The 25,592-nt window shown below is 35.1% G+C and carries 23 protein-coding genes and 1 pseudogene; 13 read left to right on the top strand and 11 right to left on the bottom strand.

Annotated elements, in window-relative coordinates:
* Window positions 1–182: 182 nt before the first annotated feature.
* On the top strand, window positions 183–383 hold the full coding sequence (gene cspB, locus AC1M36_RS03165) for a cold shock-like protein CspB (protein WP_003198964.1): 201 nt from the start codon (window positions 183–185) through the stop codon (window positions 381–383).
* A gap of 256 nt (window positions 384–639) precedes the next feature.
* Window positions 640–1,485, top strand: coding sequence for an exonuclease (locus AC1M36_RS03160; protein ID WP_336453803.1), 846 nt, complete (start codon window positions 640–642; stop codon window positions 1,483–1,485).
* A gap of 649 nt (window positions 1,486–2,134) precedes the next feature.
* On the opposite strand, the gene AC1M36_RS03155 is transcribed toward AC1M36_RS03160, so the two are convergent.
* Both AC1M36_RS03155 and AC1M36_RS03150 read right to left on the bottom strand, forming a co-directional pair.
* A complete protein-coding gene (locus AC1M36_RS03155) occupies window positions 2,135–3,214 on the bottom strand; it encodes a DUF3900 domain-containing protein (protein WP_479845587.1) in 1,080 nt (359 codons plus the stop codon).
* Window positions 3,215–3,375: 161 nt separating this feature from the next.
* A complete protein-coding gene (locus tag AC1M36_RS03150) occupies window positions 3,376–3,723 on the bottom strand; it encodes a hypothetical protein (protein ID WP_336453801.1) in 348 nt (115 codons plus the stop codon).
* A gap of 419 nt (window positions 3,724–4,142) precedes the next feature.
* Between AC1M36_RS03150 and AC1M36_RS03145 the strand changes: the two genes are divergently transcribed.
* Both AC1M36_RS03145 and AC1M36_RS03140 read left to right on the top strand, forming a co-directional pair.
* A complete protein-coding gene (locus AC1M36_RS03145; RefSeq protein ID WP_336453800.1) occupies window positions 4,143–5,054 on the top strand; it encodes a VanW family protein in 912 nt (303 codons plus the stop codon).
* Between the two features lie 423 nt (window positions 5,055–5,477).
* Complete coding sequence (locus AC1M36_RS03140; protein WP_336453799.1) at window positions 5,478–6,050, top strand: GNAT family N-acetyltransferase; 573 nt, start codon at window positions 5,478–5,480, stop codon at window positions 6,048–6,050.
* A gap of 396 nt (window positions 6,051–6,446) precedes the next feature.
* On the opposite strand, the gene AC1M36_RS03135 is transcribed toward AC1M36_RS03140, so the two are convergent.
* The 5 genes from AC1M36_RS03135 to AC1M36_RS03115 all read right to left on the bottom strand — a co-directional run bounded on the left by AC1M36_RS03135 (window position 6,447) and on the right by AC1M36_RS03115 (window position 9,033).
* Window positions 6,447–6,659, bottom strand: a complete 213-nt coding sequence (locus tag AC1M36_RS03135; protein WP_431613454.1) for a VOC family protein — start codon at window positions 6,657–6,659, stop codon at window positions 6,447–6,449.
* Window positions 6,611–7,327, bottom strand: a complete 717-nt coding sequence (locus AC1M36_RS03130; protein ID WP_431613455.1) for an RNA-guided endonuclease InsQ/TnpB family protein — start codon at window positions 7,325–7,327, stop codon at window positions 6,611–6,613. The genes AC1M36_RS03135 and AC1M36_RS03130 overlap by 49 nt, the downstream gene beginning before the upstream one ends.
* On the bottom strand, window positions 7,324–7,785 hold the full coding sequence (locus tag AC1M36_RS03125; RefSeq protein WP_479845606.1) for a helix-turn-helix domain-containing protein: 462 nt from the start codon (window positions 7,783–7,785) through the stop codon (window positions 7,324–7,326). The genes AC1M36_RS03130 and AC1M36_RS03125 overlap by 4 nt, the downstream gene beginning before the upstream one ends.
* A gap of 242 nt (window positions 7,786–8,027) precedes the next feature.
* Window positions 8,028–8,525 carry a DinB family protein gene (locus tag AC1M36_RS03120; RefSeq protein ID WP_336454221.1) on the bottom strand — a complete coding sequence of 166 codons (498 nt, stop codon included), beginning with the start codon at window positions 8,523–8,525 and terminating at the stop codon, window positions 8,028–8,030.
* On the bottom strand, window positions 8,515–9,033 hold the full coding sequence (locus AC1M36_RS03115) for a GNAT family N-acetyltransferase (RefSeq protein WP_336454222.1): 519 nt from the start codon (window positions 9,031–9,033) through the stop codon (window positions 8,515–8,517). The genes AC1M36_RS03120 and AC1M36_RS03115 overlap by 11 nt, the downstream gene beginning before the upstream one ends.
* Window positions 9,034–9,361: 328 nt before the next feature.
* Here AC1M36_RS03115 and AC1M36_RS03110 point away from each other — a divergent pair, with 328 nt between their 5' ends.
* The 4 genes from AC1M36_RS03110 to AC1M36_RS03095 all read left to right on the top strand — a co-directional run bounded on the left by AC1M36_RS03110 (window position 9,362) and on the right by AC1M36_RS03095 (window position 13,583).
* Window positions 9,362–10,147, top strand: a complete 786-nt coding sequence (locus AC1M36_RS03110; RefSeq protein ID WP_336454223.1) for a TrmB family transcriptional regulator — start codon at window positions 9,362–9,364, stop codon at window positions 10,145–10,147.
* A 295-nt stretch (window positions 10,148–10,442) separates the two neighbouring features.
* On the top strand, window positions 10,443–11,828 hold the full coding sequence (locus AC1M36_RS03105) for an FAD-binding oxidoreductase (protein WP_336454224.1): 1,386 nt from the start codon (window positions 10,443–10,445) through the stop codon (window positions 11,826–11,828).
* Between the two features lie 11 nt (window positions 11,829–11,839).
* The gene (locus AC1M36_RS03100) at window positions 11,840–12,808 is read left to right on the top strand and encodes a bile acid:sodium symporter family protein (RefSeq protein ID WP_336454225.1); all 969 of its coding nucleotides are present in this window, start codon (window positions 11,840–11,842) and stop codon (window positions 12,806–12,808) included.
* 166 nt (window positions 12,809–12,974) lie between these two features.
* Complete coding sequence (locus AC1M36_RS03095) at window positions 12,975–13,583, top strand: FMN-binding negative transcriptional regulator (protein ID WP_336454226.1); 609 nt, start codon at window positions 12,975–12,977, stop codon at window positions 13,581–13,583.
* Window positions 13,584–13,648: 65 nt separating this feature from the next.
* Here AC1M36_RS03095 and AC1M36_RS03090 read toward each other — a convergent pair whose 3' ends face one another.
* Window positions 13,649–15,124 carry a protein adenylyltransferase SelO gene (locus AC1M36_RS03090; protein ID WP_336454227.1) on the bottom strand — a complete coding sequence of 492 codons (1,476 nt, stop codon included), beginning with the start codon at window positions 15,122–15,124 and terminating at the stop codon, window positions 13,649–13,651.
* A gap of 795 nt (window positions 15,125–15,919) precedes the next feature.
* Between AC1M36_RS03090 and AC1M36_RS03085 the strand changes: the two genes are divergently transcribed.
* Together AC1M36_RS03085 and AC1M36_RS03080 are read left to right on the top strand one after the other, a co-directional pair.
* Window positions 15,920–17,554 carry an FAD-dependent monooxygenase gene (locus AC1M36_RS03085; RefSeq protein ID WP_479845586.1) on the top strand — a complete coding sequence of 545 codons (1,635 nt, stop codon included), beginning with the start codon at window positions 15,920–15,922 and terminating at the stop codon, window positions 17,552–17,554.
* Between the two features lie 579 nt (window positions 17,555–18,133).
* On the top strand, window positions 18,134–19,078 hold the full coding sequence (locus tag AC1M36_RS03080; RefSeq protein ID WP_336454229.1) for a glycerophosphodiester phosphodiesterase: 945 nt from the start codon (window positions 18,134–18,136) through the stop codon (window positions 19,076–19,078).
* 106 nt (window positions 19,079–19,184) lie between these two features.
* Here the strand turns inward: AC1M36_RS03080 and AC1M36_RS03075 are convergent, their stop codons facing one another.
* A complete protein-coding gene (locus AC1M36_RS03075; protein WP_336454230.1) occupies window positions 19,185–19,349 on the bottom strand; it encodes a hypothetical protein in 165 nt (54 codons plus the stop codon).
* Between the two features lie 836 nt (window positions 19,350–20,185).
* On the opposite strand from AC1M36_RS03075, the gene AC1M36_RS03070 reads away from it, so the two are divergent.
* Complete coding sequence (locus AC1M36_RS03070) at window positions 20,186–21,136, top strand: S8 family peptidase (RefSeq protein ID WP_336454231.1); 951 nt, start codon at window positions 20,186–20,188, stop codon at window positions 21,134–21,136.
* Between the two features lie 378 nt (window positions 21,137–21,514).
* Here AC1M36_RS03070 and AC1M36_RS03065 read toward each other — a convergent pair whose 3' ends face one another.
* The gene (locus AC1M36_RS03065) at window positions 21,515–22,381 is read right to left on the bottom strand and encodes a LysR family transcriptional regulator (RefSeq protein WP_479845605.1); all 867 of its coding nucleotides are present in this window, start codon (window positions 22,379–22,381) and stop codon (window positions 21,515–21,517) included.
* A gap of 109 nt (window positions 22,382–22,490) precedes the next feature.
* Between AC1M36_RS03065 and AC1M36_RS03060 the strand changes: the two genes are divergently transcribed.
* Window positions 22,491–23,720, top strand: coding sequence for an MFS transporter (locus tag AC1M36_RS03060; RefSeq protein WP_336454232.1), 1,230 nt, complete (start codon window positions 22,491–22,493; stop codon window positions 23,718–23,720).
* A gap of 113 nt (window positions 23,721–23,833) precedes the next feature.
* Here AC1M36_RS03060 and AC1M36_RS03055 read toward each other — a convergent pair.
* Window positions 23,834–24,082: pseudogene (locus AC1M36_RS03055) on the bottom strand (hypothetical protein).
* A 376-nt stretch (window positions 24,083–24,458) separates the two neighbouring features.
* Here AC1M36_RS03055 and AC1M36_RS03050 point away from each other — a divergent pair.
* Window positions 24,459–25,586 (top strand): serine hydrolase domain-containing protein, encoded by a 1,128-nt coding sequence (locus AC1M36_RS03050; protein WP_431613491.1) that lies wholly within the window; start codon window positions 24,459–24,461, stop codon window positions 25,584–25,586.
* Window positions 25,587–25,592 lie beyond the last annotated feature (6 nt).

The raw sequence follows: 25,592 nt of genomic DNA, 5'->3' as shown, positions 1-25,592 counted from the left end.
GATATAGTAATTATAAACCATTTTACTTTTAATAATATAGAGATTTAAATGAGCTGTAACTTCAGAGGAGGATAGCAATGTTAAATCTCCTCTGCGGTTGCAGTTTTTTAATGTCTTTATTATTGTGTAAAGTGGTCGAAAATGAATATGTACATATAGGTACATTGTAGGAGGATTTTTTCATGCAAAACGGTAAAGTAAAATGGTTTAACTCAGAAAAAGGTTTCGGATTCATCGAAGTTGAAGGCGGAGAAGACGTATTCGTTCATTTCTCAGCTATCCAAGGCGAAGGATTCAAAACTTTAGAAGAAGGTCAAGAAGTTACTTTCGAAGTAGAACAAGGTAACCGTGGACCACAAGCTACTAACGTAGTTAAGAAGTAATTGAATTAAAAGGAGAAGGGCTTGCCCTTCTCCTTTTTTTGTTTTTATTTTTATCTTAATATTTAAAAAATAATTCTGTGATCTTTTTTAGAAATTTTGTTTTGTGCATTTGTACAGTGGAGACTATATAGTTATAAAATGAAACTTTAATCAGTGGGGGGCTTCATTCTCCACTGATTATCAGCTCTCACCAATCGGGCTTTTACTGTCCATTAATACGGAGGAAATATAATCAAACAAGGAAGAGGTATGTGAATTGAATGAACCTAAATGTTATATTGTATTTGATGTTGAGAGAAATTTTCGACCTTATAAATCGCAAGATCCATTAGAGGTAGTTGATATTGGAGCAATCAAAGTAGAAGCAAGTACAATGCGTATTATAGGACGATTTTCTTCACTTGTTAAACCAACCGCACCTCTAACTCGCCATACAACAAAATTAACAGGAATTACAAAGCGAGATCTAAAAGAGGTCGAAATGTTCCCAAAGGTAATGGGGCGATTCCTTCAATTCGCTGGAGATGATAGCATGTTTATAACATGGGGGAAGGAAGACTACAAATTTCTCGCGCAAGATTGTAAGCTACATAATATAGAATGCCCTAATATAGAGACAGAAAGAAAATTTGATTTGCAAAAATTTGTATTTCAAGCATATGAGCAATTATTTATACATACGCCAAGTTTGAAATCCGCGGTGGAACAATTCGCTTTAGAATGGGAAGGAAAACAGCACCGTGCTTATGCAGACGCTCAGAACACCGTAAATATCTTTCTTAAAGTATCCAAGGAAAAGGATATTTATAAGCGATATAAAAGAAATGAAGAGCTCATACTTACAAAGAATGATGTATTAACTGAAAAAGCAAAAAAGAAAATGAAGAGATGGGTATTTAAAGAATTAAAGAAAAAAGAATATGTTCAATTTACTTGGGGAGATTTTCAAAATAGCAAGACATGGGGGAATATAACGGAACGATACTATATTGATAATAACACAATACAACTTTTACAAAATTATTTTACTATTGCTGTACAGAAAGGGGAGCAGCAATTACGAGTGTTACAGGAAATGAACAACAAAATGAATGATGTATAGGTAAAAATGCTCGTGAAAATGAATATAAAAAGATTCATTTTTTAGTCGAGCTTCTTTGATTTGAAGGATGATACTGGTGATGAGTGAATTTTCTGAAATTACATGTACGAAAGTGTATTATTTTTTGAGGTGAATAGATGAAAAAATTGTACTTATCAATAAGTGTACTTCTAAATTTTATTTTTGGTTTTCTTTTTACGTATGCTCTTTTAGGTGTGTTAGTAACTGTTTACTCAGTCGATTGTCTATTTAATGGTTGTTCAGATATGGTAGGGGAAGAATGCGTGGGTCTTATGGTGGGGATAGTTACATCATGAGTGCTATTCTTTTTCCGATACTCCTATTTACGACCAGAAAGTTTCTACATGTTATGAAGATGAGAAAAAAACACTATTTCCTTGTCATAGCCCTTTCTTTTATTCTTGGTACTCTTTTTAGTTTTTATTTAAGATTGAACCATGTTGGTCCATTTTAAATACGGATATGATTCGTAACTAAAGTATGAGCGCAGGATTATGAGTGAAAATAAAAGAGCGCTACAGATTAGCGCTCAACAAAAAATAGGGTATGGACGTCTTTGAACATTATTAAATTGAATGAGAGAACATAACGTTCTTTGTGAATAGGACTGTAATTTTTAGTGATTGAATTAATATTCATGTGGATTCGAAGCTTTTTTCTCAATCCGCTCAATCACATCTTGCAGCTCATCCGGCTTCAAAAACTCAATCGGAGAGAATCCCTTTTCAAACGTAAGTGTATCTGCCTCTATCATGAGCACATATCTGTGATTAACCTTTGCAATATGAATTTGGTCTCCAAAGTCTGCAAGTAAGGCCTTCACAGAAATATGATCTGCTTTTACTTTCAATTCAACCTCAGGAGCATGCTCGACAATGTGTGCTGTTGCCTCCATTACTTCTTCTGTTGAAAATTGTTCCATAATCTCACGCTTCGGACTCGCAGCCCATACTTCCATGGCTTGGTCGAATTGTTCGCGTTCTTCTGTACCTTCTTCGAAGACATCTTCAATTTGGTCATATACCATATCCATTACTTGTGTTTTCATAATTTCAGGCATAGAGCGCTCATATTCAACAAATTTTAAGAAATCCTCAAAGTAGCGGGCGTGTGATGCTTGGTGGATTTTTAGTTCGCCTACTTCGACCATGCCTTCTTCTGGCATGTATGGGTATTGAATGGATTTCATGTTTTTTGTCGTAATTGCCATTTCAACATTATGAATAAGTGTTGCTTCGTCAGAAATGGAAGCAACTTTTGGTTCGAAGTCACACTTCATAACGAATACAAATGGATCGTCAAAGTATTTACGTAGTTTTGCCTGGGCAACTAAAAATACACCACCACGTACTGCACTTGTATCGATATATGTATAAACGAGAGGTTCACTCATATCTTTAAAATTCTCTTTCGTTTCTGCAAAGCGGATACGATTAAATAAATTATAATGAGGGTTTGAATCGAATTCGTGCCCAGCTTCTACAATAAATCGACCGATCTTTGTTGGGGCTTGTTCGGTCTTTGCGTGACGCTCTACTTTTCGCTTGGATATTTTTAGTAATTCGCCATCTAAGAATTCCTTTAAAGGGCTGTCTTCATATTCTTCAGCATCTAACGTTTGGAAATGTTTATATCGCTTATCTGCTTGTTCGCCTTTTCCTTCTACTTGTACGACATAGAAGGAGAGGAAATTTATTTCAAAATCCATATTTATCACCTTGTTTCATTTCATTGACTCTTATCAGTATAGAGATGGAGAAAACTTTCGTCAATTTTATAAAATAAAACGAATATTGGGGATTTACTATCTGCTAATTCAGAATATAGGAAGGGAGAGTCCCTTCCTTATATAGTTCTTTGTTTTACGGATTAAAATCCATCTTCAAGTGCTGAAAATGGAATGTTGAGTCGATTTTCTACAGTACGTAAACGTTGATTTAATCGATTGAGTCTACGTGTATGACGTTCTACTGTGTTTTGAAGTTGATTTACTTGTCGGTTTAATTGATTGACTCGTTGTTCTAGCTCGTTTACTCGTCTTTCTAGTTGCCGGCCGCCACCACCAGGGAATGAAATTGGAATTTGAAATTGTCTGTTTGGATCATATGGATCGAATTGTTCTGTTTGTTCTATATATGGTTGGTGTAGCGGGTGTACATCATATTGTTGTTGGTGTACATAAGGGTTGTATGGATCATATGAATTGTAGGGATACATAAACATCCTCCGTTCTTTAAATTGGGTTGAATTCATCATAATGTATGTGTAAGAGCGGATGGGTGGCACGGCAAATACCTATTTTGAATAGAGTACTTCATCGAACGTATGGAAGAGAATTTGTGAAGTGTTTTTTATGAATTATATTTGCTTATAAAAAATTCCGAAATTAGTAATGTATTAAAATTGTTTTCAAATTATTGTTTGGTATATACTGGTTAAATAAGAGAAAGATTACATTTTTAACAAACTTGAATTTTTTAAGTAAATATGTGTAGACATTTCTCAAAGAAAAGAGTAATTTTAATATAGTAGAAATCAGATTGTAATATTTTGTAGTCATATTGCAAAGTTTAGTAATCATACATACATAAATTTAAAAACAAAGAGTAATAGTATAGGGTAAAGGAGAGAGTGTATTGTTACGTAAAGTACAAAGTGTAGTAATAGGGGCACTATGCGTAGGTATAGTGAGTGGGTGTGGTACAAAAGTAAGTGAAGTTTCATTAGTAAGTGGCATAGGAGAGCATGTTGTAGAAGCTAAGACTGGTGTCAGTGAAAGTGTAAGTTTGGTTGATGCTAGAAGTGGGAAAGAAGTAAAAAATGTGAATCTAGCAAGCTTAGGTTATTTTGAAGATGAAAATAAATTTAAAAAAGAAGTAACGAAAGTTGCTAAGGAAGTAGGAAAAAGCATTGATCAAAAGATGGTTCCGTCCCGTATGGCAAGTGATGGAACATGGCAAGAAGGTAAGCCTTCTTATGAATTAATGGAAAAAGAACTAGTAGACAAATTGATGAACGTAGGTATGTGGGATTCTTCTTATCAATTGCCGATTGTTGAGAAAAAACCAGTAGCGACACCGGCTGATGCAAGTGGAAGTGGTGCAGTTTTAGGGAGATATGAAACAAACTTAGGTGGTTCTACAGGTGGTAGAATTGAAAATATCCGTTTGTCTGCGAATAGCATTAGTGGTGTAGTACTAGGAAAAGGAGATCGTTTCTCTTTTAATGCGCTAATCGGAGATACAACACCAGATAAAGGGTATCAGTTAGGGAAAGAAATTGTTGATGGAAAATTAGTAGATGGTTATGGTGGTGGAGTATGTCAAACATCTTCTACTCTTTATAATGCAGCCGATCAAGCTGGTTTAAAAATGGTAGAAAGAACAACGCACTCTAAAACGGTAGGATACGTTCCAAAAGGCCGAGATGCTACAATCGCATATCCATATTTAGATTTAGTATTTGAAAATACAAATGATGTACCTGTGAAGCTTTATATGAGTGTAGAAGGTGGGAAGCTTGTTGCTGAGGTACGTGCAGCAAGATAAGAGTAGTGTTACCACTCGTGAAAGCCTGATTGCGTTAATTAGCTATTAGTGGTGGAAGGAGAATAATCACTAATAGAAGTTTCGCATTAGCATTGTTTAAGCCATTCTTTCTAGTATTTTTGTAGAAAGAATGGCTTTTTGTATACACATAAAGCAGTAATGGGAATTTTCTTGTTTGTAGCTGCTTTGACGAAATTAAAAAGGAGGCATTCCGTACGCTAAAGGAGAGCTGTTTTTTTACGGTACTCCAGAGGGGGCATTCATCTACGCTCAAACCTCATAAAGAAGAACACTGTATAGGTTACAATATAAATGTGAAAAATAGCACGAATTATCAAAAAATATTTTGTTTATATTATAAAATAAGGAGATGCAAATGAAAATTTACATATCTATTAAAGGATAACTTAAGGAGAGAATAAAATGAATCTAGAAATGATTTTTGGAGATTTTCCAGTATTAGAATCAACGAATCTAGTTTTAAGAAAAATTGAAGAGGAACACTTACAGGAAGTATTTACAATCTACGACAACGAAAATGTATTTGCTTATTGTGGGATCATTCCTAAGCATAACATAAAAACGGTAAGTAAAATGATTGGTCATTTTGAGAGAGATTACCATAAAAAAAGTAGAGTCAAGTGGGGGATCTTTCAGAAGAATCAAATTAATAAATTGGTAGGAATTATAGAATCTGTGGATTTTAACCAAAAAGTGAACATGGTATCTATCGGTTATTTTTTGGCAGAAGATTATTGGGGAAAGGGGATTGCAACTGAATCTGTTCGTATGCTAGTAAAATTTTTATTTGAAGAAGTAAATGTAAACAGAATTCAAGCAGAGGTCATGCCTGCAAACGAGGTTTCAAAAAAGGTCCTCTTAACAAATGGTTTTATAAAAGAAGGATTGTTAAGACAAGCTTCATTATGGTCTGGAAAAGGAGTTGTTGACTTAGAAATATATGGTATTCTAAAGGGGGAATACAAGAATAATTAAATTTTCTAACTCGTTCTCTTTTATAGGATTTTTATTTTTTGCATTTCATATGTAATATCAATTATAGTATCACCATATATTTTTTCTAAATTTAGAAACCAAACAAATAGCTATTTTCATTATGGGAAAATTTCTTTTTCTTAGCTTGAGGGCGATGGATAATTCGAAATAGTAACTTGATGGGCATGTGGTGCAACTCAAAGGAGGAGGAACTGTGCAATTCATTTTGGAAACGGTAGCAATTGCTGGAATCATATTCATCATTTTGGTTTTAGGATTTAGTAAAACGTTAAAAGATGTCAATAGAAGGAAGAAGAATAAAGAAGACAAATGAATCGTATTGTAAAATGATATAGAAAAAGGTGCTTATGTAGAGAGCACCTTTTTCTATGGAGACTAAGCTTTTGTATAATTTAAATCCCAAATAACACCGAAGCAATCTTTCACTTTCGCAAATTTTGCTCCCCAGAATGTATCTTGTAATTCCATAAGTACAGTTCCTTTTTCGATTAATGTATCGTAAATTTTTTGAATCTCATTTTCACTATCTAATTCAAGAGCTAATGAAATGTGATTTCCAACTTCAACGTATCTTTTTTGTGATGACACGCACTGCATACTTTACTCGATGCAAAATACGGATCCGCAACGATATAGTGTTTGCCTTTTTTCTTAGCCTTGTATTGTAACATCTTGCGAAACATACCAAATCCATTGTCATGTAGCTTTTTTCCAAAACGCAAACATTGCGCCAAGTTATTTAAGTTCAAATCTTCTACAACAATAGCGTGGTAATCATTGGTTATCTGATTACTTTTCTTGTGTAGAAAATCTTTTCTTTGGTTTTTTGCTTTTGTTGTTACTTTTTGATATTCTTTAACTTGTTTTTCATAATTCTGACTATATAGGGTATGCCCTGTTTCATCTGTTTTCGCATGATTCTTCTTGCGTGCTAAGGATTTGTTCATTCTTCTTTGACGTTTTTCGATAAGTTTGTTGTAGCGGCTATACTGCGCTGTTCGTCCTTCGCTGTCTACATACAATTCACTTTGACTGTAATCTAATCCAATTACCTCTTCAGAAGTAAGGAATTCTACCTGTTTTTCATGTGGACAAAACGAATCAACAGAAAGAGAAACAATGTAGTTTGTGCCTTCTCGTTTCACGGTTGCTTTTTTTATGATCCCGCCAATCGGTAATTCTCGGTGAAGATGAATCGAAATACTTTCTTGGAACTTCGGAATACATAACACATAAGATTCATTTACTTGCTTCATTTAATATTTCCATTTGTTTGATTTGTCGTATAGCTGAATTTTCCTTGTTTTTTACTGTGGAACTTGGGCATACCTTTGATGTCTTTTAACGTGGGAACATATCCGATTGTTTTCATCTTTTTTCGCACTGCTTTTTTGTACTGTACGGGGCGTTTTGCATACGTCTCATTATATTTTTTAATGGCTGCCTGGAATCTCATTTTTGCGTCATTATACACAAAAGAATCGTTACTTTTATCTAAGTAATCATATTTGGTGGTAATCGTTGTGTAATTCGGCACCTTATAACGAATAAACCCACCTTCAAAGGAAATCGATTCCAGATATTCATACAAACCAGAAACATATTCGTTATACACTTTACGTTCACATCCGAACGCTCTTTCTAATCTTGCGGCTTGTTCTTGTGTGGGGAAAATGGCGTATCGAAAGGCATAGGTAGACCAGCCATCCGGCAGTGACTTTTTTGTTCCTTTTATATATACATCCTCTTTTGTGGTTGCTATATACGTTCTCCTTTCTTTCTATTTTCATATTTATTATATCGTATAGGATCAAAAAATCGTGTACAAAAAACATGTAAGCTACCGCCTACCGAAAATTCATCCCCCACCTCAAGATGCAAAGAAAACGAGGAAGATAGGTGGAGGATCAACTGCCGGTAAAAGCCCAATTGATGAGAGGTGATTAAAGTTTCACTTTATTTTTTTCGGGTTGTAAATATTTGTGTAAGATGATGGTCCATATGATCAATATAATCTGTAACAAGCCATTCTAAAGTTACTTCCTGTTGATTTTCTAACTTACATGTAAGTTGCCATTGTTCATCCTTTACATTGCTTAGTAATTTTATAATTTGTGTATTAATAGCTTCCCATAATTTTAGAACTTCATTTGATGAAAAAGATTGTTGATAATTATGTGCATACACCCATGAATCTTGATCATAACCAGTGAGTGTAATAGCTTCTTTTGAAGTAAGGATATCAACAAAACGTTTATGGTTGACCGTGCCGGAATCGCAAAGGTGACCTAATATTTCTTTTTTAGACCATTTTGTTAGATTGAGTTTTATGTCCATGTCAGAAAGAAGTATCATTTTTTGAGAAGCAGTATGAATTGTAGTTTCTAATTGGGTTGCTAATGTAGACATGTGAATCCCTCCGTTTTCATTAATGAATGGACGTTTACAGCTCAATCCAATACCTCCTTACAACATTACCGTCTTCTTCGATAAAGTCACTGTCACGAAGGCCACCGTTACGCAAAATTGTTTTCTCAGAAGCAATATTCCATTCGTCGCAAACGACAAGAGCTTTTGTAATATTTAATTCTCTTGTTTTTTCTAATGATAAAGCTAATAGTTTTGTAGCATATCCTTTTTGTCTTGCGGAAGGGCGTATACCATAGCCAATATGCCCACCAGCATTGAATAAATGTTCAGTTAAACGGTGGCGAATATTTACAGCTCCAACAATTTTCTTATTATCTGCGACAAGCCAATAAGTAGAATCAGGTACCCAGCCGTTACGGAGATTTTTTCCTTCCGCTGCATCGAGTAGTTCTTGGACCATTTCTGGAAAATAAGAAGGATCTTTTGCAATAACCCAGGGAACCATCGTTTCACCACTATTTTTCCATTCTTGATAGAATTCTAGATATTCTTCTTGTAAGTCAATTGTAGGCTCTGCTAAGTAGACATTCATTTTAATTAGACTCCTTTTGAGTGTGTTTTGAAATATTGAAATAATCTTAACATAATTTGGATGTTAGAGAAATAAAGTACTTCCAGACATTGATGTTTCTGAATTTAGAGTTTATGGATTAAGATGTCTAAATATTATTCATTGTTTCAATGAACATGTACATGGAGGCTTGTAATATTTCACCATGTTTATCATGTTAATTAACAAGAATAAACAGATGAAATTTTGTTGGTTTTCGTTTAAACTAAAGGTAATACACCTTTAGGAGTATTGGTAAATACCACTCGAGGTAAGTGTTGAATTTAATTGTTAAGCAAGGAGGTCTCCCATGATTGATTTATTAAAGAAAATAGGTTTGTCTGATTTAGAAGCAAGGTGTTATTTGACGTTACATGAAGAGCCAGAGTTGTCCGGTTATGAAGTTGCAAAACGGGTATCTGTATCAAGAACAAATGTATATGCTGCATTACGATCATTAACGGATAAAGGGGCTTGCCGTAGTATAGAAGGGGAGACAGTGCTATATAATGCTGTTCCAATTGAGCAATTAGTCCGTCTTTTCCAAACTGAATTTGAGCAAACTTCGAAGGCTCTTATGAATCAATTAAAAACTCCGCCTAGACCTGCACCTGCTTTTTATAATTGGCAAGGAAGTAATGCGCTAGATAATGCTGTACGCCGCGTTATTGCAAATGCAGAAACATCTATAGTTGTAGATATTTGGTCAGAAGATTTGCATTATATAGAGGAAGCATTACTTGTAGCCGAATGTAAAGGAATTAGTGTCATCTTAATTACAATGGGAGCATGTAAAACACCTCTTAAACATGTATTCCAACATTATAGAGATGAAGAGTGGCCTACTGAAGAAAGAAAGTTTTCTATTCTTTGTGATTCTAGTTCAGCTTTAATTGGTAGTTTCGAAGGCGATATGAAGCCATCTGCATTAGAGACGAATCACCCGGCAGTAATTGAAGTAATAAAAAATGCTTTTTACCATGATATGATGATGCAACATATAGAAGAAGATTTTGGAAAAGAATTCCAAGAGAAGTATGGAGAGAATTACCGGAAAATGTTAAGCTATTTCAAAGAGAAAGGTTTGCATGTTTAATTGGATTGCTTTTGAAATTATTGCTGCAAATCAAGATATACATGAAAAATGGAAAAGGAACTTCAAAATCTCTAAACGAATAAACTTTTTCACATAAATACAAAAGAGTCTACTAGGAGTGGACTCTTTTTCGTTTTTTTTGATGATAGGAAGAATTAGGGGGTGCTTCTAAATTAAGACTTGAATTATTTGATTCTTCAGATTATTATGTATGAAATAGTTCATCAGATGAATCGTTATAAAACGATCCTAAATTTTATATCAAATCTGTAACAGAATGATGGGAGAGAATGAAATGAAAGCTGAAACTGCAAATTTACTAATTGCTTTAAAAGAGATACTTCCTGAAACAGGAGTAGTAGTGAATGAAACGGTGAGAGAATTGCACAGTAAGGATGAATCTTATCATGCCAGTAGTCTACCTGATGTTGTTGTATTTCCAACAACGACAAAAGAGGTTAGTGAAATAATGAAACTAGCAAACAAGTACCAAACACCAGTTGTCCCATTTGGAGTGGGGTCAAGTTTGGAGGGGCATGTGATTCCATATGAAAACGGGATTACAATAGATTTTTCACTTATGAATCAAGTGCTAGAGGTAAGAGAAAAGGATTTTCTTGTTAAAGTTCAACCTGGTGTAACTCGTTTACAGCTTAATAAAGAATTAAAAAAGTATGGCCTGTTTTTCAGTGTGGATCCAGGAGCAGATGCTACACTAGGTGGAATGGCTGCTACAAATGCGAGTGGAACGACTTCAGTAAAGTATGGCGTTATGCGTGATCAAGTTCGGGATTTAGAGGTGGTACTGGCAGATGGAATGATTATACATACAGGGACGCTAGCTGCAAAGTCATCATCTGGTTATCATTTAAATGGCATTTTCGTTGGATCAGAAGGAACACTTGGTTGTTTTACAGAGTTAACATTAAGAGTGTATGGAATACCTGAGCATACGATGGCAGCAAGAGCGTCTTTTCCGACAGTGAATGATGCGGTAGAAGCTGTGATTGATATTTTACAAGCCGGTATTCCAATTGCGAGAATTGAGCTTGTTGATGAACTATCTATGAAACAAGTTAACAAATATAGTGAAATAAACTATAGAGAAGAGCCGACATTGTTTTTAGAGTTTCATGGGAATGAAGCAGGATTAAAACAAGATGTTGATTTTACAAAAGAAATTGTGAAAGATCATAAGTGTAACGGTATTTCATTTGAAACAGAAACAGCAGCCAGAAATAAATTATGGGAAGCAAGACATAATTTAGCATACGCTTATGTTCACAGTTATCCAGGGAAAAAACTGATGAGTATGGATGTTTGTGTACCCATTTCAGAATTAGCAAATGCAATCCAGTATGCAAAAGAGACTTTAGATGATATGGGGATCGTTGGGGGAATACTTGGACATGTCGGAGATGGGAATTTTCACGTTCTATTAATGGTGAATCCAAATGATATAGAGGAAGTACAGAAAACTGAAGCGGTCAATGAAAAAATTGTGATGTATGCTCTGGAGCGCGGCGGCACGTGTACAGGTGAACATGGGGTAGGGATTGGTAAACGGAAATATCAAGAAAAAGAGCACGGGGCAGCACTTCTTGTGATGAAAAAGATAAAACAAACTCTTGATCCAAAAAATATTTTGAATCCGAATAAGATTTTTAAAATCAAAGAATAAGGGATGGTTCGATGAAAACGTTGGAAGCAATCAGTAACGTAGCAGGAAAATATTTTGCCATTTGGGTTATTTGTATCGCAGTTATCGCTTTTATCATTCCTGCACCATTCATTTGGTTTAATGGGTATATTACAATTTTATTAGGTATTGTTATGTTTGGAATGGGACTGACGCTAAAAGCAGTTGACTTTAAAATGATTGTAACGAAGCCGTTGCCAGTCATTATTGGGGTGTGTGCTCAGTTTATTATTATGCCTCTTGTTGCATATGCACTTGCTTATATGATGAATTTACCAGCAGAATTGGCCGCGGGGTTAGTTTTACTAGGTTCAGTGCCAGGTGGAACTTCGTCAAACGTAATGGTGTATCTAGCGAAAGGAAACTTACCTTTATCCATTGCGATGACATCATTATCAACATTGCTTGCACCAATTGCTACACCTTTTATTTTGTTGCTATTAGCAGGGCAGTGGATGCCAGTTGATCCTATGTCGATGTTTCTTTCTATCGTACAAGTAATCATTGTCCCAATTATTTTAGGAATAGCAGTTAGAAAATTCTTTCCGACAGTAGTGAATAAAGGTATCACAGTGGTACCTCTTATATCAGTTTTAGCAATTATCATTATTGTTTCTGCAGTTATTTCAGCGAATGTAAGCAGTATTGCCTCTTCTGGTTTGTTAATTCTTGTAGCGGTGATGCTCCATAATGCATTTGGATTTTTACTTGGTTATTTGACAGCATTGGTACTCGGGCTTGATGAAGGAACGAGACGAGCGATTTCCATTGAAGTGGGGATGCAGAACTCTGGCTTAGGTGTAGCGTTAGCAGCCGCGCATTTTGGACCATTAGCAGCATTGCCAAGTGTTTTAGCGGCAGTATGGCATAATATTGCAGGACCTATTCTTGCTACATTTTGGTCGAAAAAAACTGTGGATATTGTGCGGAATCAAAGTATTCAAGCGGGTGTGGAAAGGTAAACGCGTATCTATTTAAAACGCTTTTCAGTTCAAATACTGAAAGGCGTTTTATGATGTATAGAAGTAGTACTGTCCTTATAAAATAATCATTATCTGTCCCTGTTAGGTTGATTTTTTTCAAAATATAATTAGAAAATAAAATGATAAGAAAGAGAAGAGGGAAAATATGTATATACCTAAATACTTCGATATAAAAGATGAAAAAATAAAATATGAAATCATTGAACAGAATAGTTTTGCAACGCTATTTTCTCAGCATAATGGAGCACCATATGCAACGCATCTTCCTTTACTATTAAATAGAAATGAGCGCATTTTATATGGTCATTTTGCACGGCCGAATGAACAATGGCAAGACGTTCGAAATCAAGAGATACTTGCAGTTTTCCAAGGTCCGCACTGTTATATTTCTCCTTCATGGTATGAAACAAAAGAAGCAGTGCCAACCTGGAACTATGTAGCAGTTCATGTATATGGTGAAATGGAAATTGTAGACGATGAACAAGAATTAATCGATTCTCTTCGTGATTTAGTAAATAAATATGAAGATCCGGCGAGCTCCTATTCATTAGATGAAGTGGAACCTAATTATGTTGAAGGGTTAAGTAAAGGGATTGTTGGATTTAAAATAAAGATTAATAGAATTGAGGGGAAATGGAAGCTAAGTCAAAATCATTCAGCGAAGCGACAAGAACGAGTTGTGAAGCACCTGGAACAAATGGATAGTGAGAATCATAAAGAGATTGCTATGTTGATGAAGAATAAATCGAATTAAGTAAAAGAAATGCTCGCCCTTCAATTGAAGGGCGAGCAAATTCATTATGAGAAGGAGCTAACCACTCATGTACCACAAAAAGTTCGATAAGGTTTAGAAGAGGCGGCAGGCAATGTAGCATATTCACATTGTTCAGGTGAATGTGTATAAGGGCTTGAAAGAACCGCAAGCAGTCGTTCCATCACACTGTAGTCTCCTTGTTTTACTGCTGCATCTAAAGCTTCTTCCACGCGGTGATTTCGTGGGATTACCGCAGGATTGTTATCTCGCATCAACTGGTGTGAAGAAGGGCTTGATTCCTGTTGTCTGCTTAATCGTTCTTGCCATTTTCCATTCCAAGCCGTAAATTCTTGGCTTGTAAACAAATCGGTATCTTTATCAGTATCAAAAGTTAAAGCAAGGAAGGTGTTCGTATAATCTGCGCGATATTTCTCCATTAATTTGAGGAGCTCATCGATAAGCGCTTTATCTTCTGCTTCTTCATTACATATGCCTAGTTTTGCTCTCATTCCAGTAAGCCAATGTTGTTCGAATAGCACACCAAATGTTGAGAGGCTATCTTGAGCTAGTTTGACAGCTTGTCCCTCGTCTTCATGTAGCAGTGGCAATAAAGATTCCGCAAAACGGGCAAGATTCCAAACGCCAATATAAGGCTGGTTGCCATAGGCATATCGCCCTTGTTTGTCAATAGAACTGAATACAGTTGCTGGATCATATTCATCCATAAAAGCACATGGACCGTAATCGATTGTTTCTCCGCTAATTGTCATATTGTCAGTATTCATGACTCCGTGAATAAAGCCGACGAGTTGCCATTTTGCAATTAGGCTTGCTTGTTGTTTTATCACTTCTTGAAGTAGCGCTAAATATTGGTTTTCATCTGATTGAATAGCTGAAAAATGACGTTTAATCGTATAATCAGCTAAAGCTTTAAGATCCTCAACTGAACCGCTTGCTGCTGCGTATTGGAATGTGCCGACGCGTATATGGCTGCTGGCTACACGTGTTAAGATTGCACCTGGTAAAGCTGTTTCGCGTAAGATTGACTCACCCGTTGTTACCACAGCTAAACTACGAGTAGTAGGAATACCAAGTGCATACATTGCTTCACTGATAATATATTCACGGAGCATTGGACCAAGTGCAGCGCGTCCATCCCCGCGGCGGGAGTATGGTGTTCTTCCAGATCCTTTTAGCTGAATATCAAATCGTTTACCCGAAGGTGCAATCTGTTCACTAATTAGCAGAGCACGTCCGTCCCCTAGCATGTTGAAGTGCCCGAATTGATGTCCGGCATAAGCTTGAGCAAGAGGAGAAGCGCCTTCAGGTACTTCATTGCCGGCAAACACTGCTACACTTTCTTCACTTTGAAGTGCCTCTACGTTTAACCCTAAAGATGTTGCCAAAGAATCGTTAAGAATAATCAACTTTGGTGAACGTACGGGCGTTGGAGAAGTTTTTGTGAAAAATGATTCTGGCAGACGAGCATAACTGTTGTCAAAGTTCCATCCAGTTTCGTTTATTTCTTTTTTGTTTTCCATTTGATCTCCTTTTCTTTTTCATTCTAGTTTAAAGCATAATATAAAAAGTATTTCATAATATTCTCCATTTTATTTGTGGAATATAGAAGGAAAGAGTTTAATTTTGTTGCGTCTTTGTCCTTCGTTTTTGTGATCTACTTGTAAATATGTATGATACAACTTTAATCAATAGCAAATAAAAAACGCATCAACAACTGAGTTGTATTCAAATAGTTCTGATATATATAGTAACACTTTTATTCACAGAACCAAAACGTAAACATTTTTCATTATGTAAATGTCTTTAGTCGGTGATGGAACATTAAGACAGCAAGTTGAGATATAGAATCTTTTGATAAAGTGAAGTGCTAATTGGTGGGATATTAAGAAAAGAAAAAGCCACGCTCATTTTATAATGAATGTGACTTTTTAGTTTTTATAGTTAGTTTAATTTTCAAGTTAATAATATATAAATTGGAACTACGCTTTTATTTTGTATAAAGAAATTTATCGTATAGATCGATTGTGTTTTTGGGGCGTACTCTATCTATATGATAAATAATTCGGAAAAATAAGTCTATATTTTTCTAGATTTCCTTATTATAGTTAACCTACTGAGCTCAGTAAAATTTATCCCGCTTTAACGGGCTGTAATACTCCCACCTCAAAACTTAAGAGAATGCGAAGAAGTTTAGGTGGGAGATAAACAGCCCATAAAAGCCCGATTGGTTTAACTAACAATCAGTGAGGGATGGAGAAAACCCCACTGATTGAAGTTTCACTTTATGTGTAGTTTACATGAAAGGAGAAATACGCATGAAATCCATTCATGTTCCAGTTTTAATTATTGGAGGAGGTTTAACGGGGTTAACTTCTGCATTATTTCTTTCCCGTCATAAAGTGGAGTATTTACTTATTGAAAGACATCCAACTACTGCTATTCACCCAAAAGCGGGAGGGATTACTTTTCGCACGATGGAATTATTCCGGGAATTAGGTTTAGAAAAGAAGATTCGCGCCGCTGGAAGAGTGCTGGAGAACTGCCGTGGAAGGGTTAGTGTAAATACAATCGCTGAAGCAGACTATGAAGAATTAAAAAGGGTAAAGATGGTTCAGGATGAAAATGATAAAAGTTTGTTCGAGTTGATTCAAAAAATTAGTCCATCAAAGCCGACTTCATGTTACCAAATTACTTTAGAACCGATGTTGCTCAAAGAGGCTAAGCAATTAGGTGGAAAGCTGTGGTTTCATCATGAACTGGTTTCTTACAAACAGGATGAACTGGGAGTAATTGCTATTGTGCGAAATTGTGAGACGAAAGAGGAACAAATTATATATAGTAAGTATATGATTGCGGCAGATGGTGCAAAAAGTTCGATACGTAAATATTCTGGTATTTCCACTGATGGTCGTGGTACGATAGGCGGTCATTATATTAACATCCACTTTAAAGCAGATTTGAGTGATTTCATAAAAGGGGATGTCTTTGCTTTCACAATGATTACAAATCCTGAAGTTTTTGGTGCATTGATTCCGGTCAATAATAAGGATTGCTGGATTTATCATGTAGCCTATAATCCTTTAAAAGGGGAAACACCTGAAGATTTTTCTGTAGAGTATTGCCAGCAAATTGTTCGAAAAGCCATTGGAAAGTCAAATCTTAAAGTTGAAATATTAAGCATTTCACCTTGGGAGGCGACAGAAAGTACAGCTATACGTTTTCAAGATAACCGTGTTTTTTTAGTTGGAGATGCTGCACACCTTATGCCACCTACAGGAGGATTTGGTTCAAATACAGGTGTTCAGGATGCTCATAATTTAGCTTGGAAATTAGCTGCTGTTATACATGGTCAAGCGAATCCAAAATTATTAGAAACTTATCATGTGGAGAGACGTCCTGTAGTACAATTAACCACGGATTATGCAAGCAGCATTCTACTGCGGGCTGCGAATAGAGAAGAAGCTAATTTGAATACTACGGATAGTTTAGCTGTTACTGTAGGTTATAAGTACAGTTCTGCGGCAGTAATAGATCAAGATGAGAATCCGCATAGAATGGATATTTTAGAGCTCAAGGGAAGACCGGGAACACGCGCTCCGCATATGTGGGGAACGTATCAAGGAAAGCGGATTTCAATACTTGATTTATTAGGAAGAAATTTTGTGTTATTTACTGGATCAGAACACGATTTTTGGTCAAAGGCTGCAAGTACGGTTGCATCTCATTTAGGGATCAGTATTGAAGTGTATCAGGTTTCTCAGAAAGGGGATTTTATTGATCAGGATAACACTTTTGTAACGCTATATGGAATTAAGCCTGAAGGGGCAGTGTTGGTAAGACCAGATGGATTTATTGGGTGGCGGACAAAAGAGGCTACTTTCACATCGGATATCGTACTTGAAGAGGTATTAAATTGCATACTATGTAACACATCTTTGAACACAAAGTAATTTTAAATATGTATTGTTCCAATTTTTAGCATATAAAAGGTAGATAGGCATAAAAAAACATTTCTATTGATTAAGGTTATACGATCTGCATATAGAAATTTCTTCTTTATGCAGATCGTAAATGAATCGCTCTATATTAATTATTATAATAGAGTATCATTTTATTATTATTAATATAACAAAAAATATTCACAAAGTTTATAAGATTTGTTATGATTGAGTCCAACAAGTTAATTGAAGGCCGGAGATATTTGAGAAAAGCCATAAAACTGTTTGTGAGTACCAATGTATTCTCAAACGTTTTATGGCTTTTTTGTTGAGTTACGGGAACACAGTAGAGAATGCTTCATAATTGTTTAGTTATAATAGGGGGAAGGGGCTGACAGCTAGAAACATAGATGAATTTAAAATATATTTAGTTACATAGAACATGATAAACAGTATAGAATCATAGCTTACATTTTATTTGTGAGATTGCCATATTATTAAAAGCTTATAATAATATTTAGGGTATTTCTTCTATTTCGTGTAAAGCTCATTAGCTTGTTGAAATTTACAACGTGGGAAGGGTTTAAGAGTATGAAAAAGATAATAAGTTTCTTGGTTGTTTTCTTTACAGTAGGGAGTTTTTTTTACGGGGGAACAGTTGATGCGAAAACAGAAAAGAAACATGAATTCAATGAAAATAAGTTTTTAAATATTGCTCATCGAGGAGCGAGTGGACATGCTCCTGAGCATACTTTTGCTTCATATAATCTTGTGAAAAAAATGAAAGCGGATTATTTAGAATTAGATATTCAATTAACAAAAGATGGTCAATTGATTGCAATGCATGATACAGCAGTGGATCGAACTACAAATGGAGCTGGCGAAGTAAGAGAAAAAACATTAAGTGAAATAAAAAGTTTAGATGCAGGGTCTTGGTTTAATGCTACATATCCAGAAAAGGCAAAAAAAGAATATGTGGGGCAAAAAGTTCCAACACTAGAAGAGATATTTCAAAAGTATGGAAGAAGCATGAAATACTATATTGAAACGAAATCTCCGGACGTGTATCCAGGAATGGAAGAGAAATTATTAGAGTTATTAAAGAAATATAATTTAATTGGCCAAAATATGTCTTCAAGCCGAGTTATGATTCAATCATTCAGTCAAGAAAGTTTAAAAAAGATTCATAGTATGAATAAAAATATTCCACTAGTGCAACTGCTTTGGTATTATCCAAATGAAAACAATGAGATTATTGAATGGTCAGGGGTTACTCATGCTCCACAGGGTGTAACAAATCAAGAGTTTCAAGAAATTAAAAAGTACGCCGTTGGTATTGGACCAAACTTACGCAATGATAATGGAGAATTAATTATTGATGAACTGTATATGAAAAAGGCGAGGGAGAATGGTTTGTTAATCCATCCTTATACAATCAATGAGAAAGAAGATATGAGATTGTTAATTAGATGGGGTGCAACGGGTATGTTTACAAATTATCCAGATCGGTTACATAGTGTTTTAAAGGAAAAGTAAAAGGAAATATGAATAAAAGGTATACCATTTATTTGGGTATACCTTTTATCTTTATATTGGTTATTTAATTTGTTACATGTATTAAGCTGAATATGTGACCATTTTTCTATTGGCTTAAATACATAACCGCTAACCAAAAAAAGGCAGGCATATGAAACCAATAGATATAGGTGATAAGGCTATTATGATTGTAAGCATGTCCAGCAACAACAAGGATTAGTACAAATCCTTTTGCTGAATCAAGCCACAATTCACGTTTTTTATCTATCATGTTTCCACCTCCTGGTTGTAATAACAACATCTATTCTAGAAGGAACGAAAGCAAATTTTCCAATATGTTATTAGGCTTTAAAACATTAGTAAATAAATAGAGATAATGGTAATGAAAAGATTGTTTTGTGATAAAATGGAAATATAAAAATGTACATGTATCGTGTTATACATTCAATGAAATAAAATGTGGTTTTCTAATGGAATGATACATTTTATATATGTCGTTCATATGTTCAAGAGGTGAATTAGATTTTATTATCAGTCGAAGAAGAATGAGAGAATAGATATGTATCGATCTTAATGCCATCAGTAAACTCTAACTTCATACTTTCACCTTCTAACAAACAAAAAGGGAACCAAATAACCGCCTCCTCTTTTCTAATTAGCAGAGCTAAGAATAGAAGAAATAGGTAAAAGGAGCACCTGTTTCAGGAAGTGTAAAGCAAATTCCAATAAAAGAGAAAAAAGTATACGGTACAATTTTTGGCGGACCATCACATCGCTATCAAGCTGAGATTTTATGCTGTTACTAAAAAGAATTTTACATATTTTCACTCTAGAGATGTTAATTTTACTATTTTGAAGTCCTTTTTTCACTAGCTTAATGGGCATATGGGAGGGAATCCTAGTAGTAGGATAAAACCGCCTTCGCTATAGTATTCTAGTATGTTTGTAAAGAATAGGATAAGAGTTGATGAGAATCAAGTGAAATTAAATGGTTCAAAATCTGAAAATTAACGAGGTAAATTATAGATGGATGTAGAATATAAACTTTAAAGATTTATGCATATGAAGATTCATAACCTGAAAAATCCCAAAAAGGAGAGGATAGACATGTCAAAGTTCAAGTTAATTCCTTACAAATTGGAAGAGGTTAAGGATCGTACTAAAGAAGTTCCTCCCGGGGTCCGTTTAATCGAAGCTGAGTCTATATGGGCGAAAGGGTATCAGGGGGAAGATGTGGTTGTTGCAGTTATTGATACTGGCTGCCAAACTGACCACCCAGATTTGCAAGAACGGATTATGGGAGGTTATAACTTTACAGAAGACTATGGGGGAGACCCTCATGTATTCTTAGATAATAATGGTCATGGAACGCATGTCTGCGGTACCATTGCTGCCACTGAAGATGATAAGGGTGTGGTAGGAGTAGCACCTAAAGCGAAGTTACTTGTTCTGAAAGTACTGACTGGTACAGGGGAAGGAACCATAGAATCTATTACACAGGCCATTCAATATGCAACAACATGGAAAGGGGCGAAAGGAGAAACTGTTCGAGTGATTTCTATGTCACTGGGAGGTCCCGAGGATAATGCTGAGTTGCATAAAGCAATACAAGAGGCTGTGGAGAAGAATATTGTTGTAGTATGTGCAGCCGGGAATGAAGGAGATGGGGATGGCGGAACTAGTGAATATAGCTATCCTGGTGCTTATCAAGAGGTGGTAGAGGTTGGTTCAATAAATCTTGAAAAGCGCTTATCACGTTTTAGTAATACAAATGATACCATTGATTTGTTAGCTCCAGGAGAAAAGATTCTTTCTACGTATCCGACAAATCAGTATGCTGTACTGTCCGGTACGTCTATGGCGGCACCACATGTATCCGGATCCATTGCTTTATTAATTCAACAATATGAAGCTGAGAATAATCAGATCATTACTGAGCCACAATTATTTGAAATTTTAATACAGCATACTGTGTCGCTGGGATACAGCAGACTAGAAGAAGGACATGGGTTATTGCAACTCGGAATGACAGTATCCCAAAAGGTTGAATCTAACTGACCTTGTAAAGCAAAGAACAGGAAGAAGCTCCTTAAAGGACGCAATGCATCACTATCAAGCTAATAAAAATAAATATCTCGCAATGAAAAAACGCTATTCTTTCTGTACAATCATAGGAAAGAATAGCGTTTTTGTATGTTTTTTAAGAAAAGGTCAGAAGGTCTTGGGATTCAAATATATGGTAATAATGTTGAAGGGAAAAAGGAATCATTTCACTTGAAAATTCCCCTTTTATTCCGCTATTTATGGGTAGTAAGACCCAAAAACTCAAAATTCAGCGAAAGCAAAGGAGTTAGGTGGGGGGTTACACGTAACAGCATCATTAACCTTGCTAATCATCAGTGGGAAAAGGAGAATTTTACTATTCGGATGGAAGGGTCATTTTATTATGCATGACGTACTTGTTATCATGTCGATCAGCTTGCGTAAGGCTCCTGAATAAAAAATATCTTTTCGGACAATAAAAGCAGTAGATACTTTTGAAAGGCTTTTGGGTAAAGGAGTTAATACTAAGGAGTGCTCGTGATCTTGTACGATAGACTTTATCATAATTGCAGTACCCATGCCGGACTTTACACATGTAAGTATAGCCTCAATTGTTCCAAATTCTAACACCCGTTTTGGAACAATACCTTCTTCATGGAGCCATTTTTCTAGCAATCTACGATAGTAACAACCTTGACTAAAAGCCAACAAATTCATCTCTCCTAAATCATTGAAAGAAGATAGGGGTAGTTTACTAATGAGCACTAATTCTTCTTCTTGAAATAAGATTGAATCGAGATCAGGGTGATGTATATTGCCAGCAATAAATGCACCTTCCAGTTTTCTTTCTAAAACAAGCTGAATTAATTTTTCTGTTGAATGTGTTTCTAACAGGAATTCAACTTCAGGATACGTCTCACAATAGGATGTTAGAATTGAAGGAAGACGGACTGCAGTTGTAGATTCCGTAGAGCCAATTTTTAATGTTCCTTTTGGAGTTGACCCATTGTTTTGGACAGCTTTAATAGATTGTTCCGTTAAATATATAATTTGTTTTGCGTAAGTTAATAAAATTTCCCCATTTGAAGTTAAGGAAACGCCTTTCCCATTTCGGTAAAATAATGGTACTCCTAGTTCATTTTCTAATTGTTTGATACGCATTGTTACATTGGATTGTACATAATTTAAATTTTGGGCTGCATGTGAGATACTGCCTTCCTTAGCTACTTCATAAAAAACAGTTAAATCTTTTATATCCAGTTCAATCCCCCCCTAAAGATATCAATTATTTTGATCCCTTTTATCAGTAATACTCATTTTACGTGATATCTGAATCTTTATACAATTAAAAAGTGTGGAGGGGATGAGAGTGTTAAATCAAGAAAAAATCATGAAGAGTAATCGTTCTTATAAATGGATTGTATTAATGTTGGCAACAGCAGTACAAGCAAGTGCAACGTTAATAACATATGGGATAGGACCTTTAGCATTTTTTTGGAAAGAAATATATCATCTTACTGATATGCAACTGGGCATGTTGTTAACCGCTGTTAATATCGGTCCGCTTTTTTGTATGCTTTTTGTCGGGAGATTACTTGATCAATATAATGAAAGGGTATTAATCGGAGGTAGTTCTATATTGCTCGGTGGATCTCTTTTATTTATTCATGTAGTAGAAAGGTTTACTGGATTGTTATTTGTTCTTATGATAGTTGGAGTGTTTTATAGTGCTGCACAACCAGGAGGAAGCAAAGTGATTTTAAAATGGTTCCTGAAAGAAAATAGAGGGCTAGCTATGGGAATTAGGCAAGCTGGCATTCCTATAGGTGGCGCAGTTGCAGGGGCAATGATTCCGATTCTCTCTGTAAATGTTAGTTTGTCATTCGCGATATATGTTCTCTCAAGTATATGCATTGCAGGGGGAGTACTGTTTTTAGTTTTTTATAGGGAACCTCTTGTTCATCATGAACCTGTATTAAATAATAAAGGGATTTCCTTTTGGAAACAGTTAAAAGAGATAATGAGTAATAAGGAATTGTATCCAGTGTTCTTCACAGGAATTTGCATGATTTCATTGCAAATGGTGTTGATTGGACATTTTATAAACTTTTTGATTACTGCTAAATCTATATCTCCCATTTTGGCTGGAAAGGTATTTGCGGTTACTTTATTTTTTGGAATGATGGGGCGAATTGTTTTAGCCGCAGTCAGTGATTTCTTTTATAAGGGTAACCGCAGGAGGCCGCTGCTAATTTCTGTATTCGCAACATGTATGTGCATATTCATTTTAATATTAAATATACACAATCTTTCGGTATGGAGTTTATTTTTAATGAGTGGGTTGCTAGGGTTCTTTGGGATTGGATGGTTTAGTCTTTTTATGGTTGAGATTGCTGAAACAGCAAGGCAGGATTTAGTAGGAATGACGGTTAGTTTTGCACTTACGCTAAATCAAATTGCAATCATTTTAGCTCCGCCTATTTTTGGATTCATTGTGGATGTAAAAGGGTATATGTGGGCCTGGATAGGGCTAGTGATATTGATGTTTACTTCAGTGATAATTTTATTGAAACATCCGAAAAAAATGCCATGCAAGTGACATTTTTTAAAAGAATATGCTGTATAATCAATTTTGAAAGGAATGATATCACGACATATCAATAGAAACTTTTGTCGTAATGGGAGTACTGATAAATAGTGAGAAAAATAAACTTAATCCTTAGTATTATTTCTTCTCCGCTCATTTCCTCTTTTGAAATTCCCTATTATTTTGGCCATAATGAGCTGTCGTTCTTTTTCGTTATTTGCAAGATGTATTTTATTTAGAAAAGCACTTGCTTCTTTCCCTTTTAAAACCATAATTTATTTTCCGTAATATTCAATAAAAACTATGTTATTTTTATTTGTTCGATAACTGAACATTTTGAGATCTAGTCGATTCCGTTTATCGATGTTTCCCAATAGATTTCCTCCTTTATATGCGAATCGTAATGAATGTTACATAAAAAAAGAAATTATAGTTAGACGAATCAGATTGTGGGTTGGAAATTTTATAAGAAAGTAAATACAATAAAGAGTGGTTAAAAATTTGAATATGGAAAGCTTTCCTTGAATAAATTTCTAGTTTTGTTAATTCTTTAGGGAGATACAGATTCAGTTTCGTTCCATACACATGTAGAGATGGATAATCAAAATATATGCTAGATTATAGTAATCAGATTCGTTCTTTAATGGAATTAAGCAAAAATTAAGGTCTTCTTTTAAATAAAAAGAGATAGAATAAATATAACAATGAGAATGATAATCAGTACAAAATGAGTAAAAAGAGGGCTCCTGTATGTTTAAGAGATGTTTAATCGTTTGCTTTATTATCGCAATTTTTTGTTTAAGTGTATATATGTTCATGCAAACAAATAAAAATGAGACACAGACATTAAAAGCATTTTCAGATTCTAATAGTAAAATAGAAAATGATAAGCCAAAAGTAAATACCGAGCAGCGTACCCGTTATGAGGTCGCAGCGGAAAAATTAGATCAATATTTAAAAGAAAAAGGGTTTAACGGAACGGTACTTGTAACTGATAAAAATAAGGTGATTTTGCGAAAAGGCTATGGGTACGCAAATATGGAAGATAAAGTTCTAACAACACCAAGAACGAAATATCGTATCGGTTCTATAACGAAGACAGTAGTGGCAGTATCTATATTGCAGTTACAAGAAAAAGGGAAGTTGAATATAGAAGATAATGTGAATAAATATATCCCTTCATTCCCAGTGGATAAAAATATTACTTTGAGACATTTATTAACACATACATCTGGGCTACCAGAGCAAGGAAAAGGAAAAGTAGATGCAGCATCACGTCAAAAATTAGTGGCATGGATTGGTTCGCAAAACCTTGAATTCCCTGCAGGGACGGGCTGGAGATATACAGACTATAATTATATGGTACTTGCCTATATTGTAGAACAAATTTCGAAGCAACCATTAGCTGAATATGTAAAAGAACATGTTTTTAATCCAGTTGGAATGCATGAATCTGGTATGGGTGCAAAGTTCCCTGGAGATATATTTTTCGCAGAAGGTTATACAAAGAAAGAGAATGAATTCGTATCGACTCCTAAGTTAAGAATGAACTGGTTATATGGTTGTGGTGAAATGTATACAACTGTAGAAGATATGAAAAGGTTAGATGAAGCAATTATGACGGGTAAACTACTTTCGAAACAAAGTTTAGCATATATGTTCACTGTATCACCCGCGAGGAAATATGGATTTAGTTTTTATATTTATCCAGATTATTACCATAACCATGGTGTATTAGCTGGGTGGAATACATTTAATAATTTCGATTGGGATAAGCAAATTTTTGTCATTCTTTTCTCAAATGTTCAAAACGGAATGAATGATGCATTTAATCAGGAATTTCGAAAGATGGCAAAAGATTTATTAGAAGAAAAATGAATTTGA

This window comes from Bacillus sp. Medicinal_06, assembly GCF_056711665.1.
This window is presented reverse-complemented; position numbering and strand designations above follow the sequence as displayed.

What these genes read in the sequence shown, in the direction of transcription:
- AC1M36_RS03155 (WP_479845587.1), bottom strand. Translation starts at nt 3,214, where the DNA reads ATGGATTTTGAAATAAATTTCCTCTCCTTCTATGTCGTACAAGTAGAA.
- AC1M36_RS03150 (WP_336453801.1), bottom strand. Translation starts at nt 3,723, where the DNA reads ATGTATCCCTACAATTCATATGATCCATACAACCCTTATGTACACCAA.
- AC1M36_RS03100 (WP_336454225.1), top strand. Translation starts at nt 11,840, where the DNA reads ATGAAAACGTTGGAAGCAATCAGTAACGTAGCAGGAAAATATTTTGCC.
- AC1M36_RS03105 (WP_336454224.1), top strand. Translation starts at nt 10,443, where the DNA reads ATGAAAGCTGAAACTGCAAATTTACTAATTGCTTTAAAAGAGATACTT.
- cspB (WP_003198964.1), top strand. Translation starts at nt 183, where the DNA reads ATGCAAAACGGTAAAGTAAAATGGTTTAACTCAGAAAAAGGTTTCGGA.
- AC1M36_RS03080 (WP_336454229.1), top strand. Translation starts at nt 18,134, where the DNA reads ATGAAAAAGATAATAAGTTTCTTGGTTGTTTTCTTTACAGTAGGGAGT.
- AC1M36_RS03070 (WP_336454231.1), top strand. Translation starts at nt 20,186, where the DNA reads ATGTCAAAGTTCAAGTTAATTCCTTACAAATTGGAAGAGGTTAAGGAT.
- AC1M36_RS03140 (WP_336453799.1), top strand. Translation starts at nt 5,478, where the DNA reads ATGAATCTAGAAATGATTTTTGGAGATTTTCCAGTATTAGAATCAACG.
- AC1M36_RS03075 (WP_336454230.1), bottom strand. Translation starts at nt 19,349, where the DNA reads ATGATAGATAAAAAACGTGAATTGTGGCTTGATTCAGCAAAAGGATTT.
- AC1M36_RS03095 (WP_336454226.1), top strand. Translation starts at nt 12,975, where the DNA reads ATGTATATACCTAAATACTTCGATATAAAAGATGAAAAAATAAAATAT.
- AC1M36_RS03115 (WP_336454222.1), bottom strand. Translation starts at nt 9,033, where the DNA reads ATGAATGTCTACTTAGCAGAGCCTACAATTGACTTACAAGAAGAATAT.
- AC1M36_RS03130 (WP_431613455.1), bottom strand. Translation starts at nt 7,327, where the DNA reads ATGAAGCAAGTAAATGAATCTTATGTGTTATGTATTCCGAAGTTCCAA.
- AC1M36_RS03110 (WP_336454223.1), top strand. Translation starts at nt 9,362, where the DNA reads ATGATTGATTTATTAAAGAAAATAGGTTTGTCTGATTTAGAAGCAAGG.
- AC1M36_RS03085 (WP_479845586.1), top strand. Translation starts at nt 15,920, where the DNA reads ATGAAATCCATTCATGTTCCAGTTTTAATTATTGGAGGAGGTTTAACG.
- AC1M36_RS03090 (WP_336454227.1), bottom strand. Translation starts at nt 15,124, where the DNA reads ATGGAAAACAAAAAAGAAATAAACGAAACTGGATGGAACTTTGACAAC.
- AC1M36_RS03050 (WP_431613491.1), top strand. Translation starts at nt 24,459, where the DNA reads ATGTTTAAGAGATGTTTAATCGTTTGCTTTATTATCGCAATTTTTTGT.